This is a genomic window from Eikenella sp. NML070372 (genome assembly GCF_001648415.1).
GTDB classification, from domain to species: Bacteria; Pseudomonadota; Gammaproteobacteria; order Burkholderiales; family Neisseriaceae; genus Eikenella; species Eikenella exigua.
The window spans coordinates 930,471-944,495 of the sequence record NZ_LXSN01000004.1; the positions used below are offsets into that span (position 1 = coordinate 930,471).

A 14,025-nucleotide genomic window follows, 5' to 3' on the forward strand; every position below is an offset into this window, starting at 1 on the left:
GCAAGAGGCTATATGAAATCAGGCTCCGTCATTTCAGGCAACCTCAAGCTCCGCAGCCCGCCGTGAACCTGCTACAATCCGCTTCCCTAGCCAACACCTACCAAGGACAAACCATGCGACTCCTCCACACCATGCTACGCGTCGGCAACCTCGGAGCCTCCCTCGCCTTCTACCAAGAAGTGCTTGGCATGAAACTTCTGCGCCGCAAAGACTACCCCGAAGGCCGCTTCACTCTTGCCTTCGTCGGCTACGGCAGCAAAGACGAGACTGCCGTGCTTGAACTTACCCACAACTGGGATACCGCAAGCTATGACCTCGGCAATGCCTACGGCCACATCGCCATCGAAGTGGAAGACGCCTACGCCGCCTGTGATGCCGTGCGCGCCAAAGGCGGCAAAGTGGTGCGCGAAGCCGGCCCGATGAAACACGGCAACACCGTTATCGCCTTCGTGGAAGACCCGGACGGCTACAAAATCGAATTCATCCAAAAACACGGCCGTGAAGATTAAGGCAATCGGCAAAATAATAAAGGCTACCTGAATTTTTCAGGTAGCCTTTTCAATGATCGGTTTCAGACGGCCGCAAAAACACCAAACATGCAGGCAACAATTGCCCATCCCATAGTAGATTCAATTAAATTTCAATACAAAGCAGCGAGCCGCAGACAGTACAGAAAGGAGGCAAGGCAAGACAACGCCGTATCGGAAGTTAAGTGAATCTGCTATATCTCTATTTTCTAGGCAGCCTGCTCCCTCACTCCGCCAAATCCCTGCACAACCTCACCGCCTCGTCCAGCCGTTCCACGCCGAAGATTTCCAGCCCGGCAAATTCTTTTTTGCTGCGCGGCAGGTTGGCTTTGGGCACGATGGCGCGTTTGAAGCCGAGTTTTTCCGCCTCTTTCAGCCGCTCCTGCCCGCGTGCCACGGGGCGCACTTCGCCGCTCAGGCCGACTTCGCCGAAGGCCACCATTTTTTCAGGCAGCGGCTTGTTGCGGAAGCTGGACACCATCGCCAAAATCACCGCCAAATCCGCCGCCGGCTCGCTGATTTTCACGCCGCCCACCGCGTTGATGAACACGTCTTGGTCGAAGCAGGCGATGCCGGCGTGGCGGTTGAGCACGGCCAAGAGCATGGCGAGGCGGTTTTGTTCGAGGCCGACGGTGAGCCGCTTGGGCGTGAAGCCGTGCGCGTCGTCCACCAGCGCTTGAATTTCCACCAGCAGCGGGCGGCTGCCTTCCTGCGTCACCAGCACGCACGAGCCGGCCACGTCGTCGCGGTAGCTGGCGAGGAAGATGGCGGAGGGGTTGGATACGCCTTTGAGGCCGTTTTCCAGCATGGCGAACACGCCCAGCTCGTTGGCCGCGCCGAAGCGGTTTTTGATGGCGCGAATCATGCGGTAGTTGGAATGCTGGTCGCCTTCAAAATACAGCACGGTATCCACCATATGCTCGAGCACGCGCGGGCCGGCAATCGCGCCGTCTTTGGTGACGTGGCCGACAAAAATCATGGCGATGCCCATCTGCTTAGCCATGCGGGTGAACTGGGCGGCGCACTCGCGCACCTGCGACACGGAGCCGGGCGCGGAGGTAATCTGGTCGGAATACATGGTTTGAATCGAGTCGATTACCACCACGGCGGGCTGGTACTGCTTCAAAGCAGCCTGCACCGCTTCCAAACGGATTTCCGCCAGCAGGTGCACGCCGTCCGCATCCAGCCCCAGCCGCTGCGCGCGCAGGGCGACCTGTTGCGCCGATTCCTCGCCCGACACATACAGCACTTTGCGTTTTTTCGCCATCAAGGCAACGGTTTGCAGCAGCAGCGTGGACTTGCCGATGCCCGGGTCGCCGCCCAGCAGAATCACCGCGCCGTCCACCAACCCGCCGCCGAGCACGCGGTCGAGTTCGCCCATGCCGGTGGGCTCGCGCGGCACTTCGGCGGCGGTTACTTTGGAGAGTTCCTGCACTTGCGAGGTGTCCGCCGCCCAAGACTGAAAGCGGGCATTTTTCGGCTCGGGCGCGGCCAGACCTTCCTGCAAGGTGTTCCACTCGCCGCAGTGCGGGCATTTGCCCTGCCACTTGGGCACGGTGCCGCCGCATTCTGTGCAGGTGTAGACGGTTTTGGGGGCTTTGGCCATAATATTGTTTTCCTTGTATCTTTTATTTTCAGGTAGCCTTTTAGCTATTGGATAAGGCTACCTGAAAGCTCAGCGGGTTTCTGCCAAGCTCAAATCTGTTTTGCCGAAATTCAGCGTGTAGTTGCGCTCGTTGCCGAATTGTTGCACGGGAGAGAAGCCGTATTGCTCGAGCAATTGGATAAGCTCGGTGCGGCTGAGTTTATCCGCATCTCCGGCGGCTTCGGAAATGGAAAGCAGCCCGTCTGGAGCGAGCAAGCGGTGGAATTCGGCGAGGTAGGCCGCTTGGTCGGCCACTTCGCCTAAAACGGTTACCAGTACGATGCGGTGAAACGAGCCTCTGGCAAAGAGAAAGCTGCTGCCGCTGCACAGGTGGTATTCGGCATTGGTAATATGGCGTTTTTCCAGCCGTTGCCGTGCCTTGGCCAGCATTTCGGGCTGAATGTCGGCCAACACCAAGCTGCCCTGCGGCACGGCACGAGCGAGTGCGGGGCTGAAATAGCCCGACCCGCAGCCCACTTCGAGAATTCGCTGTTGCGGCTGCAACTCGAGCCGGCGCACCAGCTCAGCGGGGGAAAGCGCCCAGTTGCGCAGGGGGATGAGCAGGGTGAAGGCGAGCTGGTGGGGGAAGAGCGCGCCTTTAGCAGTGAGGCCGTGCCAGATGGTTTTGAGGGTGCGGAGCATGGTAGTTTTTTTCAGGTAGCCTTGATGTGGGTTGGGGCTACCTGAAAATAGAGGCAGACAATTTGTTTTCAGGTAACCGTTTGCGTATTCGGGCAGACGGATTGTAGCAAACCCTTTGCGCGGCGGTTGGCTCAACAAGGGAAAAGTTCTGCCGCGAATACTGCCGTGCCCCTAGGTAATGGCACGGCTGCGGCGATGTGAGGCTTGTTTTTTTATGCCGAACTGGCAATAATGCCGCTCTGCCTGATATATCGGCAAACTGTCCACTTCCCAATTTTCGGCCAATCCGTTGCCATGTGTGATACGGATTGGCTTCAAAAGTAAAGAGAGTATTCAAGCAAATGGCTTTATTGGTACAGAAATATGGCGGGACTTCAGTAGGAAGCCCCGATCGCATTAAGAATGTGGCCAAACGCATTGCCCGTGCCCGTGCCGAAGGGCACGACGTGGTGGCGGTGGTGTCCGCCATGAGCGGCGAAACCAACCGCCTGGTGGCGTTGGCGCACGAAATCCAGGAGTTTCCCGACCCACGCGAAATGGATGTGGTATTGGCCACCGGCGAGCAGGTAACCATCGGCCTTTTGGCCATGGCACTGATGGAAATCGGCATTCCGGCCAAGAGCTACACCGGCTGGCAGGTGTTGGTGCAAACCGATAATTCCCACACCAAAGCCCGCATCGAATACATCGACGACAGCAAAATGCGTGCCGGTTTAGCGGCAGGCAAAGTAGTGATTGTGGCCGGTTTCCAAGGCGTAGACGCCGAAGGCAACATCACCACGCTGGGGCGCGGCGGTTCCGATACTTCCGCCGTGGCGCTGGCCGCCGCACTCAAAGCGGACGAATGCCAAATCTACACCGATGTGGACGGCGTTTACACTACCGACCCGCGCGTGGTGCCCGAAGCGCGGCGCATGAACACCGTATCATTTGAAGAAATGCTCGAATTGGCGAGCCTGGGCAGCAAAGTGCTGCAAATCCGCTCGGTAGAATTTGCCGGCAAATACAAAGTGCGCCTGCGCGTATTGAGCAGCCTCACCGATGGCGGCGAAGGCACCCTGATTACTTACGAGGAAGACCCCAACATGGAAAAAGCCATTGTATCCGGTATCGCATTCGACAAAAACCAAGCCCGCATCAACGTGCGCGGCGTTCCCGACAAGCCTGGTATCGCCTATCAGATTTTGGACACAATTTCCGCCGCCAATATTGAAGTGGACATGATTATCCAAAACGCCGGTGAAGAAGGCACCACCGATTTTTCCTTCACCATATCGCGCGGTGACTACCGCCACACGCTTGAGCTTTTGCAAAGTGTGCGGGAAAGTGTTGGCGCATCCGATATCCACGGCGACGACACCGTGTGCAAAGTTTCCATCGTCGGCATCGGCATGCGCTCGCACAGCGATGTGGCCGCCACAATATTCCGCACCCTGGCCGAGGAAAACATCAATATCCAACTGATTTCCACTTCCGAAATCAAAGTTTCCGTGTTGATCGACGAAAAATACCTCGAACTCGCCACCCGCGTGCTGCACAAAGCCTTCGGCCTCGACCGTCAGCAATAACCGCCCTACCCCGCAGCCCCTCCGGCACGGGGTATTTTTTTTACCTTGTAAAAACCAAATTTTCATTTTCAGGTAGCCTTTAGGAGGAGAGGCTACCTGAAAACACAACTAAAACGTGGCAAGAGTAAGTTGGCGTTGCTATGCCGACCTTTTATTTATCCGCCCTAGCCCGTATTCCGAGTAAAAAAATTTTATCTTTTTGTAAACTATCCATATTCACAAACCACTCTATCCCCGTCGCCACAAAGGCTACCTGAAAACCCTTCCGTTGTTTCCACACACCGCCAGCCAACCTACCCAAACACAACAAAACCTAAAATAAATCAACAGAAAACAACACCCCCAACCAAACCGCAATCCTCCACACCTAGGCCACCTCCGCCATTTAACCTCAACCGTTCCACCACTGCGTATACAAACAAACACAGAGTGTCGGCAAATTTCCTCCTACCACGCCCAAGCTACTGCCACATTGCCTAAACCTTGCAATGCAGTAAAATAGTATTTTCCTAACCGTCCCCAAGCAGGAAAGACTTGCCATGAACATCGAAAAAGACACCGTAGTAACTCTGCATTACGAAATGTTTGATACCAACAACCAGCTAATCGACAAAACAGAAGAGCCCATCGCCTACCTGCATGGCGGTTACGACGGCATTTTCCCGCTGGTGGAAGAAGCGTTGCACGGCAAGACCGTGGGTGAAGAAGTGGACGTAACCCTTTCCCCCGATGATGCATTCGGCGAGCAAGACCCCGAATTGGTGCGCCTTGAGCCGCTCAACGTCTTCCCCGTGGAAGTGGAAGTGGGCATGATGTTTGAAGCCGACGACCCCGAAACCGGTGACACCCTAGTTTACCGCGTAACCGACATTGCTGACGGCAAAGCCGTGGTGGATGGCAACCACTCGCTGGCCGGCATGAAACTGCGTTTTAAAGGCAAAGTAGCCGAAATCCGCCCCGCTACCGCCGAAGAACTCGCCCACGGCCATGCCCATGGTACACACGGCCATCACCACTAACTACCGTATTCGTACAAACAGGCGGGTTGCCACAAGTTGCCACAATAGGCAGCCCGCCTGTTTTTTCTTTCAAAGTTGGAGGCCGTAAACTTTAGCTTCGCAGAAACTCCGCTGTACTTCGTTTTAACTTCGTTGAAACCGCACTTTCAGGTAGCCTGAAATCTTTTAGGCTACCTGAAGCAAGCCAAACAAAATATTGGCATAGCAAAGCCGACCGATAACCAACATACCACACAAAAGGCTACCTGAAACCTTTCAGGTAGCCTTTCACATCACAAACAAGCATTACTCAAACGGGCGCACCGGCATCCCGAACATCGCGCGGGCGGTGTTCAGCATCTGGCAAGAGAAGCCCCATTCGTTGTCATACCAAGACAACACTTTCACCATATTGCCGTTGGAAACTTTAGTCAGCGTGCTGTCAAATACAGAAGCCTGGGTGGTGTGGTTGAAGTCGGAAGATACCAGCGGCAGGGTGTTGTAGCCCAGCACGCCTTTCAGATCGCCCTCACTGGCGGCTTTCACTAGTGCGTTGATTTCTTCCACGCTGGTATCGCGGCCGGCTTCAAAGGTTAAATCCACCAGCGAAACATTGATGGTGGGCACGCGTACGGCGAAGCCGTCGAGCTTGCCTTTGAGCTCGGGCAGCACCAAGCCCACGGCTTTGGCAGCGCCGGTTTTGGTAGGAATCATGTTTTCCACTGCGCTGCGGGCGCGACGCAGGTCTTTGTGGCACACGTCGGTGAGCACTTGGTCGTTGGTAAAAGCGTGGATGGTGGTCATCAAGCCTTTGGCAATGCCCATGCCATCGGCCAGCACTTTGGCCACGGGTGCCAGGCAGTTGGTAGTGCAGGAAGCATTGGATACAACGGTCATCCCGGGCGTGAGTACTTGGTGGTTCACACCGTATACGATGGTGGCGTCTACATCATCACCGCCAGGCGCGGAAATCAGCACTTTTTTCGCACCAGCTTTGATGTGTGCCGAGCTTTTCTCTTTGCTGGTAAAGGCACCGGTACACTCCAACACCAAATCCACACCCAGCTCTTTCCACGGCAGATCGGCCGGATCACGCTGAGACAAGAAGCGGATTTTGTCGCCGTTCACAATCAAATGGGTTTCGTTGTGCGACACCTCGGCGGCAAAGCGGCCGTACACTGTATCGAATTTGGTCAGGTGAACGTTGGTTTGTAAATCGCCACCGGTATTGATGGCGACGACTTCAAACTGGTCGCGCAAGCCGTATTCGTAAATAGCGCGCAACACTTGGCGGCCGATGCGGCCATAGCCGTTGATGGCAATCTTCAAACTCATATTTACACCTTTCGTAGGTTCTAAGAAAACCCCGCGCCAAACAGCCCGGGCAGACACAAAATAACGAATCGTATTATAGCGGCTTTGCTGGTGAAAACCCACCCCTCGCTGTTCTACCCCCCTTTACTTTTCCCCGCCGCAGGGTTAAAAAGGCAGTATCATTTCATTCACACTTCTTTACCGTCAAGGAACAGTTATGCAAAAAGTAGGATTTGTCGGCTGGCGCGGCATGGTCGGCTCAGTTTTGATGCAGCGTATGCGCGAAGAAAACGATTTCACCCACATCCCCGAAGCCTATTTCTTCACCACCTCCAACGTAGGCGGCAATGCCCCCGATTTCGGCCAGGCCACCAAAACCCTGCTTGATGCCAACAACCCCGCCGAACTGGCCAAAATGGACATCATCGTTACCTGCCAAGGCGGCGACTACACCAAATCCGTTTATCCCCAACTGCGCGAATCCGGCTGGAACGGCTACTGGATCGATGCCGCCTCCGCCCTGCGCATGAACGACGATGCTGTAATCGTGCTCGACCCGGTAAACCGCAACGTAATCGATGCTGCCCTGCAAAACGGCGTGAAAAACTACATCGGCGGCAACTGCACCGTTTCCCTGATGCTGATGGCCCTGGGTGGCTTGTTCCAAAATGGCCTGGTGGAGTGGGCTTCCAGCATGACCTACCAAGCCGCCTCCGGCGCAGGTGCCAAAAATATGCGTGAACTCATCAGCGGCATGGGCGCCATCCACAGCAAAGTGGCCGCCGAACTGGCCGACCCCGCCAGCGCCATCCTCGATATCGACCGCAAAGTATCCGACTTCCTGCGCTCGCCCGACTACCCCAAAGCCAACTTCGGCGTGCCGCTGGCCGGCAGCCTGATTCCGTGGATCGACATAGACTTAGGCAACGGCCAATCCAAAGAAGAATGGAAAGGCGACGTTGAAACCAACAAAATCCTCGGCGGCAGCCGCCCCACCATCGTGGAAGGCTTGTGCGTACGCATCGGCGCCATGCGCTGCCACAGCCAGGCCATCACCCTGAAGCTGAAACAGGATCTGCCCGTATCCGAAATCGAAAGCCTGCTCGCCGGCACCAACGATTGGGTGAAAGTTGTGCCCAACACCAAAGAAGCCAGTATGCACGAGCTCACCCCCGCCGCCGTTACCGGCACGCTCACCGTGCCCGTAGGCCGCATCCGCAAGCTCGCCATGGGCGGCGAATACATCAGCGCCTTCACCGTGGGCGACCAACTGCTCTGGGGCGCGGCCGAACCGATCCGCCGTATCCTGCACATCGTATTGGGCAATTTGGATTGATTGTTTCTCAACCTCAATCCGACAAACACAGGCTACCTGAAAATTTTCAGGTAGCCTGTTTGCTGCCCCCGCCATTTCGATCACAACAAATCAATCCTCCTCCCTGATTTACCAGCCTAACACTCCCCGTATTCCGCCTCATAAAACCTAACATTTCCAGCCTAGTTAGCCGTTGTTAGCGTCGTCTCACCACACACTAACACAAGCATTTTGCCACAGCATCAGCTACTGCCCAACGAACTACCCAGCCTCACCCCTCCATGCAACACGGCCTGTTAGATACATTGGCTCACTTTACCGTATTAGCTGTATTACCTGCGACCCATCGCCTTATCCGGATTTAACCTTAATCAGCGACACCTCATGTCTACCCCTCAAACCAAAGGCTACCTGAAAGCCCAAAACTTTCAGGTAGCCTTTTTTCATTCCAGCAACGCTACTCCACCGTTACCGATTTGGCCAGATTACGCGGTTTGTCCACATCCGTGCCGCGCACCAAGGCGGCGTGGTAGGCCAGAAGCTGCACGGGGATGGTGTGTACAATCGGCGAGAGCACGCCCACGTGGCGCGGAGTGCGGATGATGTGCACATTGGGGCTGGGCTGGAAGTTGCTGTCCAAATCGGTAAACACAAACAACTCGCCGCCGCGCGCGCCCACTTCCTGCATATTGGCTTTCACTTTATCCAGCAGGCTGTCGTTCGGCGCAATCACCACCACGGGCATATTCGCGTCCACCAGCGCCAAAGGGCCGTGTTTGAGCTCACCAGCGGGGTAGGCTTCGGCATGGATATAAGTGATTTCTTTGAGTTTCAGCGCGCCTTCCAAGGCCACGGGGTAGTGGATGCCGCGCCCTAAAAACAGGGCACTGTTTTTCTCGGCGAATTTTTGTGCCCAAGCGGCAATCTGCGGCTCGAGGTTGAGCGCATGTTGGATGCTGCCGGGCAGCTGGCGCAACTCTTCCATATAAGACTGTGCCTGCTGCTCAAATACATGTCCGCGCATTTTGCCCAAGGTAACCGCCAGCCCGAACAGCACCACCAGCTGGGTGGTAAAGGCTTTGGTGGAGGCTACGCCGATTTCCACGCCGGCGCGGGTGTAGAGCACCAGTTCGCTCTCGCGCGGCAGGGCGGATTCCATCACGTTGCACACGGAAAGGCTGTGCCTCTGCCCCAGTGCTTGTGCATATTTCAAGGCTTCCATGGTATCCAGCGTTTCGCCGGATTGGGATACGGTAATCACCAGCTGGTCGGGGCTGGCAATCACGTCGCGGTAGCGGTATTCGCTGGCGATTTCCACATCAGTCGGCACTCTGCCGATGGCTTCCAGCCAGTATTTGGCAGTGAGCGCGGCGTAGTAGGAAGTGCCGCAGGCCAAGATTTTGATGCTGCGGATGTGTTCAAACACTTCTCGCGCTTTGGCACCGAAGTTTTCCGGCTCGAAGCCGCCGCCGAGGAATACTTCGGCGGTATCGGCAATCGCCTTGGGCTGCTCGTTAATTTCCTTCTGCATGAAGTGGCTGTAAGGACCCAGCTCCAGTGAAGTAAGCGACAGCTCGGACACGCGCACTTCGCGTTTGGCTTCCTGCCCGCTGTGGTCGACGAGGCGGCGGATGCCTTCGCTGCCTAATTCGGCAATGTCGCCGTCTTGCAGATACACGATGCGGCGCGTGAAGGCCACTACGGCAGAAACATCTGATGCAGCAAAGGTTTCACCCTCGCCCAAGGCCACCAAGAGCGGGCAGCCCATGCGTGCCACCACCAATTCTGCCGGTTTATCCTGCGCCATCACGGCAATCGCATATGCGCCATGAAACCGTGCACAGGCAGCCTGCACGGCAGCAAACAGCTGGTGCCCGTTGGCGGTGTATTCGTAGTGTATGCTGTGGGCAATCACTTCGGTGTCGGTTTGCGATTCAAACACATAGCCCAAGCCTTGCAGGCGGGCGCGCTCTTCCTCGAAATTTTCGATGATGCCGTTGTGCACCACCGCAATCAGGCTACCTGAAATATGCGGATGCGCATTGGGCTCGGTTACGCCGCCGTGCGTCGCCCAGCGGGTGTGGCCGATGCCGATGTAGCCACATAAGCCGGCTGCCTTGGCCGCGTCTTCCATTTGCTGCACACGGCCCACACGGCGCACGCGCTCAATCATGCCCTGCTCCGTGCCTACCGCAATACCGGAAGAATCATAACCCCGATACTCCAACCGCTTCAGGCCGTCGGTAAGAAAATCCACCACATTCTGCTTGGCGCGCACCGCGCCCACAATACCGCACATTGCAAAGCCCTTCTATTATTTGGTTGCCAGCCGCCGAAGCGGCAAAAAATCGGGCAGATTATAGCAAACCAGGCTGCCATCCAGGCAGCCCGATTCGCCAATATTGCTTGTTTTAATACGAAGCCGACACCATCTTACCGTTCCTAAAATTCTGCTGATACAAAATATTGCCGTTGATGGCATAAGTGGTAAGCACCCCGTTTTGCGGATGGGCGCGGAAATCATACAGGCTCTCGCGGGTGAGCAGCATGGCATCGCTGCGCTTCTGCCCGCTCTCGTAAAAATCCTGCACCAAATAACCCCTGCCCTGGCGGCTCAGCAGCTGGCGGTAGTAGCCGCCCTTCACTTCGTTTGGCACCGCCTTGCCCTGCGCATCGAAATACGTGACCACCTGCTCCTCAATAATGCGTAAACCGCCCAAATCCTGCACATTGCTGCCATTATTCCGGCTGCCCACCGGAATACTCAAGCCCGTGCCCAAGCCAAGATGGCGGCCGGCAAAGCCCAAGCCCAGTAGCACATTGCTGCCCGAACAGCCGGCCAACAATGCAACGCAGGCGGCAGCCGCAAAATTCCGTTTTTTCATCATCATTCCCCCTTAAACCCAATCAAAATCAATGCCCGATTATAACCCGTTTGAATAAACCGATATAATGCCCCTCTTCCCATTTTTCAGGTAGCCTCATCCCATGATCAGCAAGCTCACCGGCAAACTCATCGAAGCCTTCCCCCCGCAAATCGTTATCGACGTAAACGGCGTTGCCTACGAAACCGACGTTTCCATGCAAACCTTCTACACCCTGCCCCCCGTTGGCGAAACCGTCTCGCTCTACACTCAGCTCATCGTGCGCGAAGATGCCCACCTCCTCTTCGGCTTCGGCAGCCGCAACGAACGCAACACCTTCCGCCAGCTCATCAAAGTGAGCGGCATCGGCACCAAAACCGCGCTCGGTATCCTCTCCGCCATGAGTGCCGACGAGCTTGCCGCCGCCATCGCCGCCGAAGACATCAAACGCCTCTCCTCCGCCCCCGGCATCGGCAAGAAAACCGCCGAACGCATGGTGCTCGAACTGCGCGGCAAACTCACCGCCTCCGGCAGTGCACAAGCCCAGACCGCCGCCCAGGCAGGCGACAGCAGCGAAGACATCGTCAGCACCCTGCTCGCCCTGGGCTACAACGAAAAAGAAGCCCGCGCCGCTGCCAAAGGCATCCCGCCCAGCACCGAAGTGGGCGAAGGCGTGCGCTTAGCCCTGAAAAACCTGCTGAAATAAACAGATAAAGGCTACCTGAAATTTAGCGAAACATTTTCAGGTAGCCCCTTTATGGCAAATTAACACACTGCCCAAACAAGGCGAGCCAATGCCATAGCAAAAGTTAAGCTAATTGGCGCCGCCCACCCAAAGGCTACCTGAAAACCACCGCAAAGGAACCCCACCATGCCCCGTATCGGCCTCTTCGGCGGCACCTTCGACCCCATCCATAACGGCCACCTGCACATCGCCCGCAGCTTTGCCGACGAGCTGGATTTAGAAAGCGTCATCCTCCTGCCCGCCGGCGACCCCTACCACAAAACCACCCCCCGCACCGCCGCCCACCACCGCCTAGCTATGGCCGAAATCGCCGCCCAAGCCGATTCCCGCCTCGCCGTGAGCGACTGCGACATCGTCCGCCAAAGCGCCACCTACACCCACGACACCGTACAAATCTTCCGCCAACACTTCCCCGCCGCCGAACTCTGGCTGCTCATCGGCATGGACAGCCTGCTGCAACTGCACACCTGGCACCGTTGGCAAAATCTCGTGCGCCAATGCCGTATTGCCACCGCCCCCCGCCCCGGCAGCAGCCTCGCCCAAGCTCCTGCCCAGCTGCAAACCTGGCTGGCCGAAACCCTACCTCAAGGCCGCCTGCACATCCTGCAAGCCGCCCCACTGCCCATCAGCTCCAGCCAAATCCGCCAACAGCTCGCCACCGGACACACCAGCCCCGACATCCCACCCGCCGTGCTCGGCTACATCCGGCAACACCAACTGTATTGCCATACCGGCGTATAACTTCAGGTAGCCTCTTTCGAAAGCAAAGGCTACCTGAAATTTTCTCCACACCGTTTTCAGGTAGCCTTTTCCCCGCGTCAAGCGATAAAATACCACCCGTTTTCCACCCTACTCAAGCTTCAAGGATCAACATGCAATTCCACCTCCACTCTACCTCCCTGTCCGCCGGCCAAGACGCCCGCCTGTTTTTGTGCACCGACTCCCCGGCCGATGAAACCGCCGCCCTGCTCTACGGCACGCTCACCGAAAGCGAACCTTTCACCGCCGCCCGCACTCCCGCTAACGGCGGCTTTGCCGACACCGCCGTGCTCAAGCTCGACAACACAGGGCGCGACACGCTGGCCAAAGCTTTCCGCCACGCCGCCGGCTGGGTGCAGAAACAGCCCGCGCTCGCCATTGACTTAAGCGCCTTCTCCGCCACCGAATTGGCCGATGCTCTCAATGTACTCACTACCGCGCTGGGCGAAGCCGTATACCGTTTCGACCGATTCAAAAAAACCGCCAAACCCGCTGCCTTGCAACAAGCCGATTTCTACGCTCCCGCAGCCGACCAATCCGCCCAAGATGCACTCGGCCGCGCCCAAGCCCTGCTGTACGGCATCAAGCTGTGCAAAGACCTCGGCAACACCGCCGGCAACATCTGCACACCCGCCTATTTGGCCGATACCGCTCGCGCCGAAGCTCAAGCCGCCGGAGCGGCTGCCAAAATCCTCGGTGCCGACTACATCCGCGAACACATGGGCTCGTTCTGGTCGGTAGCAAAAGGTAGTGCCCAAGAGCCGCGCTTAATCGAGCTTTCCTACTTCGGCGCGCCCGATAAAAACGCCGCGCCCGTCGTGCTGGTGGGCAAAGGCGTAACCTTCGACAGCGGCGGCATTTCCCTCAAGCCCGGTGCCGAAATGGACGAAATGAAATTCGATATGTGCGGCGCTGCCAGCGTAATCGGCACCTTCATTGCCGCCGCCCGCGCCAAACTACCCATCAACCTCATCGCCGTTGCCCCCGCCTGCGAAAACATGCCCGATGCCGCCGCCAACAAGCCCGGCGACATCGTAACCGCCATGGACGGCACCACCATCGAAATCCTCAACACCGATGCCGAAGGCCGCCTGATCCTGTGCGACGCCCTCACCTACGCCGCCCAATTCAAGCCCGCCGCCCTCATCGACGTGGCCACCCTCACCGGCGCCTGCGTGATTGCGCTGGGCAGCGCCGCCAGCGGCCTGGTGGCCAACAATCAGGAACTGGCTGACAGCCTGCTCGAAGCTGCCCGCCAAAGCGGCGACAAAGCCTGGCAGCTGCCCTTGTTTGAAGAATACAGTGAGCAGCTCAAATCCAACTTTGCCGACCTGCAAAATATCGGCGGCCGCCCCGCCGGCACCCTCACCGCCGCCGCCTTCCTCGCCCACTTCACCAAAGAGCAAACCTGGGCGCACCTCGACATCGCCGGCACTGCCTGGAAATCCGGCAAAGAAAAAGGCGCCACCGGCCGCCCCGTTCCGCTCTTATGGCAATACCTCTGCAACCTAGCCGGCGTGTAAAGCAGCAGCCATAAGTTTCAGGTAGCCTGCTGTGGCAAGAAGCAGGCTACCTGAAACCTAACTCCCACCAAACCAACCTTATCCTCAGTGCCGCCCATGCTGCACCTATCAGCGAAGCCCAACTC

Annotated in this window: 12 protein-coding genes; 7 read left to right on the top strand and 5 right to left on the bottom strand. The window is 57.1% G+C overall.

Annotated features, from left to right (window positions below):
• The first annotated feature begins 113 nt into the window (after window positions 1–113).
• Window positions 114–509: a lactoylglutathione lyase gene (gene gloA / locus A7P97_RS06275; RefSeq protein WP_067531017.1), complete on the top strand. Its 396-nt coding sequence runs from the start codon at window positions 114–116 to the stop codon at window positions 507–509.
• A 244-nt stretch (window positions 510–753) separates the two neighbouring features.
• Here the strand turns inward: gloA and radA are convergent, their stop codons facing one another.
• Both radA and A7P97_RS06285 read right to left on the bottom strand, forming a co-directional pair.
• Window positions 754–2,133 carry a DNA repair protein RadA gene (radA, locus tag A7P97_RS06280; protein ID WP_067530825.1) on the bottom strand — a complete coding sequence of 460 codons (1,380 nt, stop codon included), beginning with the start codon at window positions 2,131–2,133 and terminating at the stop codon, window positions 754–756.
• Between the two features lie 69 nt (window positions 2,134–2,202).
• A complete protein-coding gene (locus A7P97_RS06285; RefSeq protein ID WP_067530826.1) occupies window positions 2,203–2,814 on the bottom strand; it encodes a class I SAM-dependent methyltransferase in 612 nt (203 codons plus the stop codon).
• Window positions 2,815–3,155: 341 nt separating this feature from the next.
• Here A7P97_RS06285 and A7P97_RS06290 point away from each other — a divergent pair, with 341 nt between their 5' ends.
• Complete coding sequence (locus A7P97_RS06290; RefSeq protein WP_067530827.1) at window positions 3,156–4,382, top strand: aspartate kinase; 1,227 nt, start codon at window positions 3,156–3,158, stop codon at window positions 4,380–4,382.
• A 539-nt stretch (window positions 4,383–4,921) separates the two neighbouring features.
• The gene (locus A7P97_RS06295) at window positions 4,922–5,401 is read left to right on the top strand and encodes a peptidylprolyl isomerase (RefSeq protein ID WP_067530828.1); all 480 of its coding nucleotides are present in this window, start codon (window positions 4,922–4,924) and stop codon (window positions 5,399–5,401) included.
• A gap of 285 nt (window positions 5,402–5,686) precedes the next feature.
• Here A7P97_RS06295 and gap read toward each other — a convergent pair whose 3' ends face one another.
• The gene (gap, locus tag A7P97_RS06300) at window positions 5,687–6,715 is read right to left on the bottom strand and encodes a type I glyceraldehyde-3-phosphate dehydrogenase (protein WP_067447143.1); all 1,029 of its coding nucleotides are present in this window, start codon (window positions 6,713–6,715) and stop codon (window positions 5,687–5,689) included.
• Window positions 6,716–6,911: 196 nt separating this feature from the next.
• On the opposite strand from gap, the gene asd reads away from it, so the two are divergent.
• Complete coding sequence (asd, locus tag A7P97_RS06305) at window positions 6,912–8,030, top strand: aspartate-semialdehyde dehydrogenase (protein WP_067530829.1); 1,119 nt, start codon at window positions 6,912–6,914, stop codon at window positions 8,028–8,030.
• A 436-nt stretch (window positions 8,031–8,466) separates the two neighbouring features.
• On the opposite strand, the gene glmS is transcribed toward asd, so the two are convergent.
• Both glmS and A7P97_RS06315 read right to left on the bottom strand, forming a co-directional pair.
• On the bottom strand, window positions 8,467–10,308 hold the full coding sequence (gene glmS / locus A7P97_RS06310) for a glutamine--fructose-6-phosphate transaminase (isomerizing) (protein WP_067530830.1): 1,842 nt from the start codon (window positions 10,306–10,308) through the stop codon (window positions 8,467–8,469).
• Between the two features lie 112 nt (window positions 10,309–10,420).
• Window positions 10,421–10,900 carry a NemA protein gene (locus A7P97_RS06315; RefSeq protein ID WP_082887619.1) on the bottom strand — a complete coding sequence of 160 codons (480 nt, stop codon included), beginning with the start codon at window positions 10,898–10,900 and terminating at the stop codon, window positions 10,421–10,423.
• Window positions 10,901–10,997: 97 nt separating this feature from the next.
• On the opposite strand from A7P97_RS06315, the gene ruvA reads away from it, so the two are divergent.
• From ruvA to A7P97_RS06330, 3 genes are all read left to right on the top strand, one after another.
• On the top strand, window positions 10,998–11,579 hold the full coding sequence (gene ruvA / locus A7P97_RS06320) for a Holliday junction branch migration protein RuvA (RefSeq protein WP_067530831.1): 582 nt from the start codon (window positions 10,998–11,000) through the stop codon (window positions 11,577–11,579).
• A 165-nt stretch (window positions 11,580–11,744) separates the two neighbouring features.
• The gene (gene nadD / locus A7P97_RS06325) at window positions 11,745–12,359 is read left to right on the top strand and encodes a nicotinate (nicotinamide) nucleotide adenylyltransferase (protein WP_067530832.1); all 615 of its coding nucleotides are present in this window, start codon (window positions 11,745–11,747) and stop codon (window positions 12,357–12,359) included.
• 131 nt (window positions 12,360–12,490) lie between these two features.
• The gene (locus tag A7P97_RS06330; RefSeq protein WP_067530833.1) at window positions 12,491–13,900 is read left to right on the top strand and encodes a leucyl aminopeptidase; all 1,410 of its coding nucleotides are present in this window, start codon (window positions 12,491–12,493) and stop codon (window positions 13,898–13,900) included.
• Window positions 13,901–14,025 lie beyond the last annotated feature (125 nt).

Excerpts from the sequence above, each read along its gene's own strand:
- nadD (WP_067530832.1), top strand. The coding sequence starts at position 11,745 with ATGCCCCGTATCGGCCTCTTCGGCGGCACCTTCGACCCCATCCATAAC.
- A7P97_RS06290 (WP_067530827.1), top strand. The coding sequence starts at position 3,156 with ATGGCTTTATTGGTACAGAAATATGGCGGGACTTCAGTAGGAAGCCCC.
- A7P97_RS06295 (WP_067530828.1), top strand. The coding sequence starts at position 4,922 with ATGAACATCGAAAAAGACACCGTAGTAACTCTGCATTACGAAATGTTT.
- A7P97_RS06315 (WP_082887619.1), bottom strand. The coding sequence starts at position 10,900 with ATGATGATGAAAAAACGGAATTTTGCGGCTGCCGCCTGCGTTGCATTG.
- radA (WP_067530825.1), bottom strand. The coding sequence starts at position 2,133 with ATGGCCAAAGCCCCCAAAACCGTCTACACCTGCACAGAATGCGGCGGC.
- gap (WP_067447143.1), bottom strand. The coding sequence starts at position 6,715 with ATGAGTTTGAAGATTGCCATCAACGGCTATGGCCGCATCGGCCGCCAA.
- ruvA (WP_067530831.1), top strand. The coding sequence starts at position 10,998 with ATGATCAGCAAGCTCACCGGCAAACTCATCGAAGCCTTCCCCCCGCAA.
- gloA (WP_067531017.1), top strand. The coding sequence starts at position 114 with ATGCGACTCCTCCACACCATGCTACGCGTCGGCAACCTCGGAGCCTCC.
- asd (WP_067530829.1), top strand. The coding sequence starts at position 6,912 with ATGCAAAAAGTAGGATTTGTCGGCTGGCGCGGCATGGTCGGCTCAGTT.
- glmS (WP_067530830.1), bottom strand. The coding sequence starts at position 10,308 with ATGTGCGGTATTGTGGGCGCGGTGCGCGCCAAGCAGAATGTGGTGGAT.
- A7P97_RS06285 (WP_067530826.1), bottom strand. The coding sequence starts at position 2,814 with ATGCTCCGCACCCTCAAAACCATCTGGCACGGCCTCACTGCTAAAGGC.
- A7P97_RS06330 (WP_067530833.1), top strand. The coding sequence starts at position 12,491 with ATGCAATTCCACCTCCACTCTACCTCCCTGTCCGCCGGCCAAGACGCC.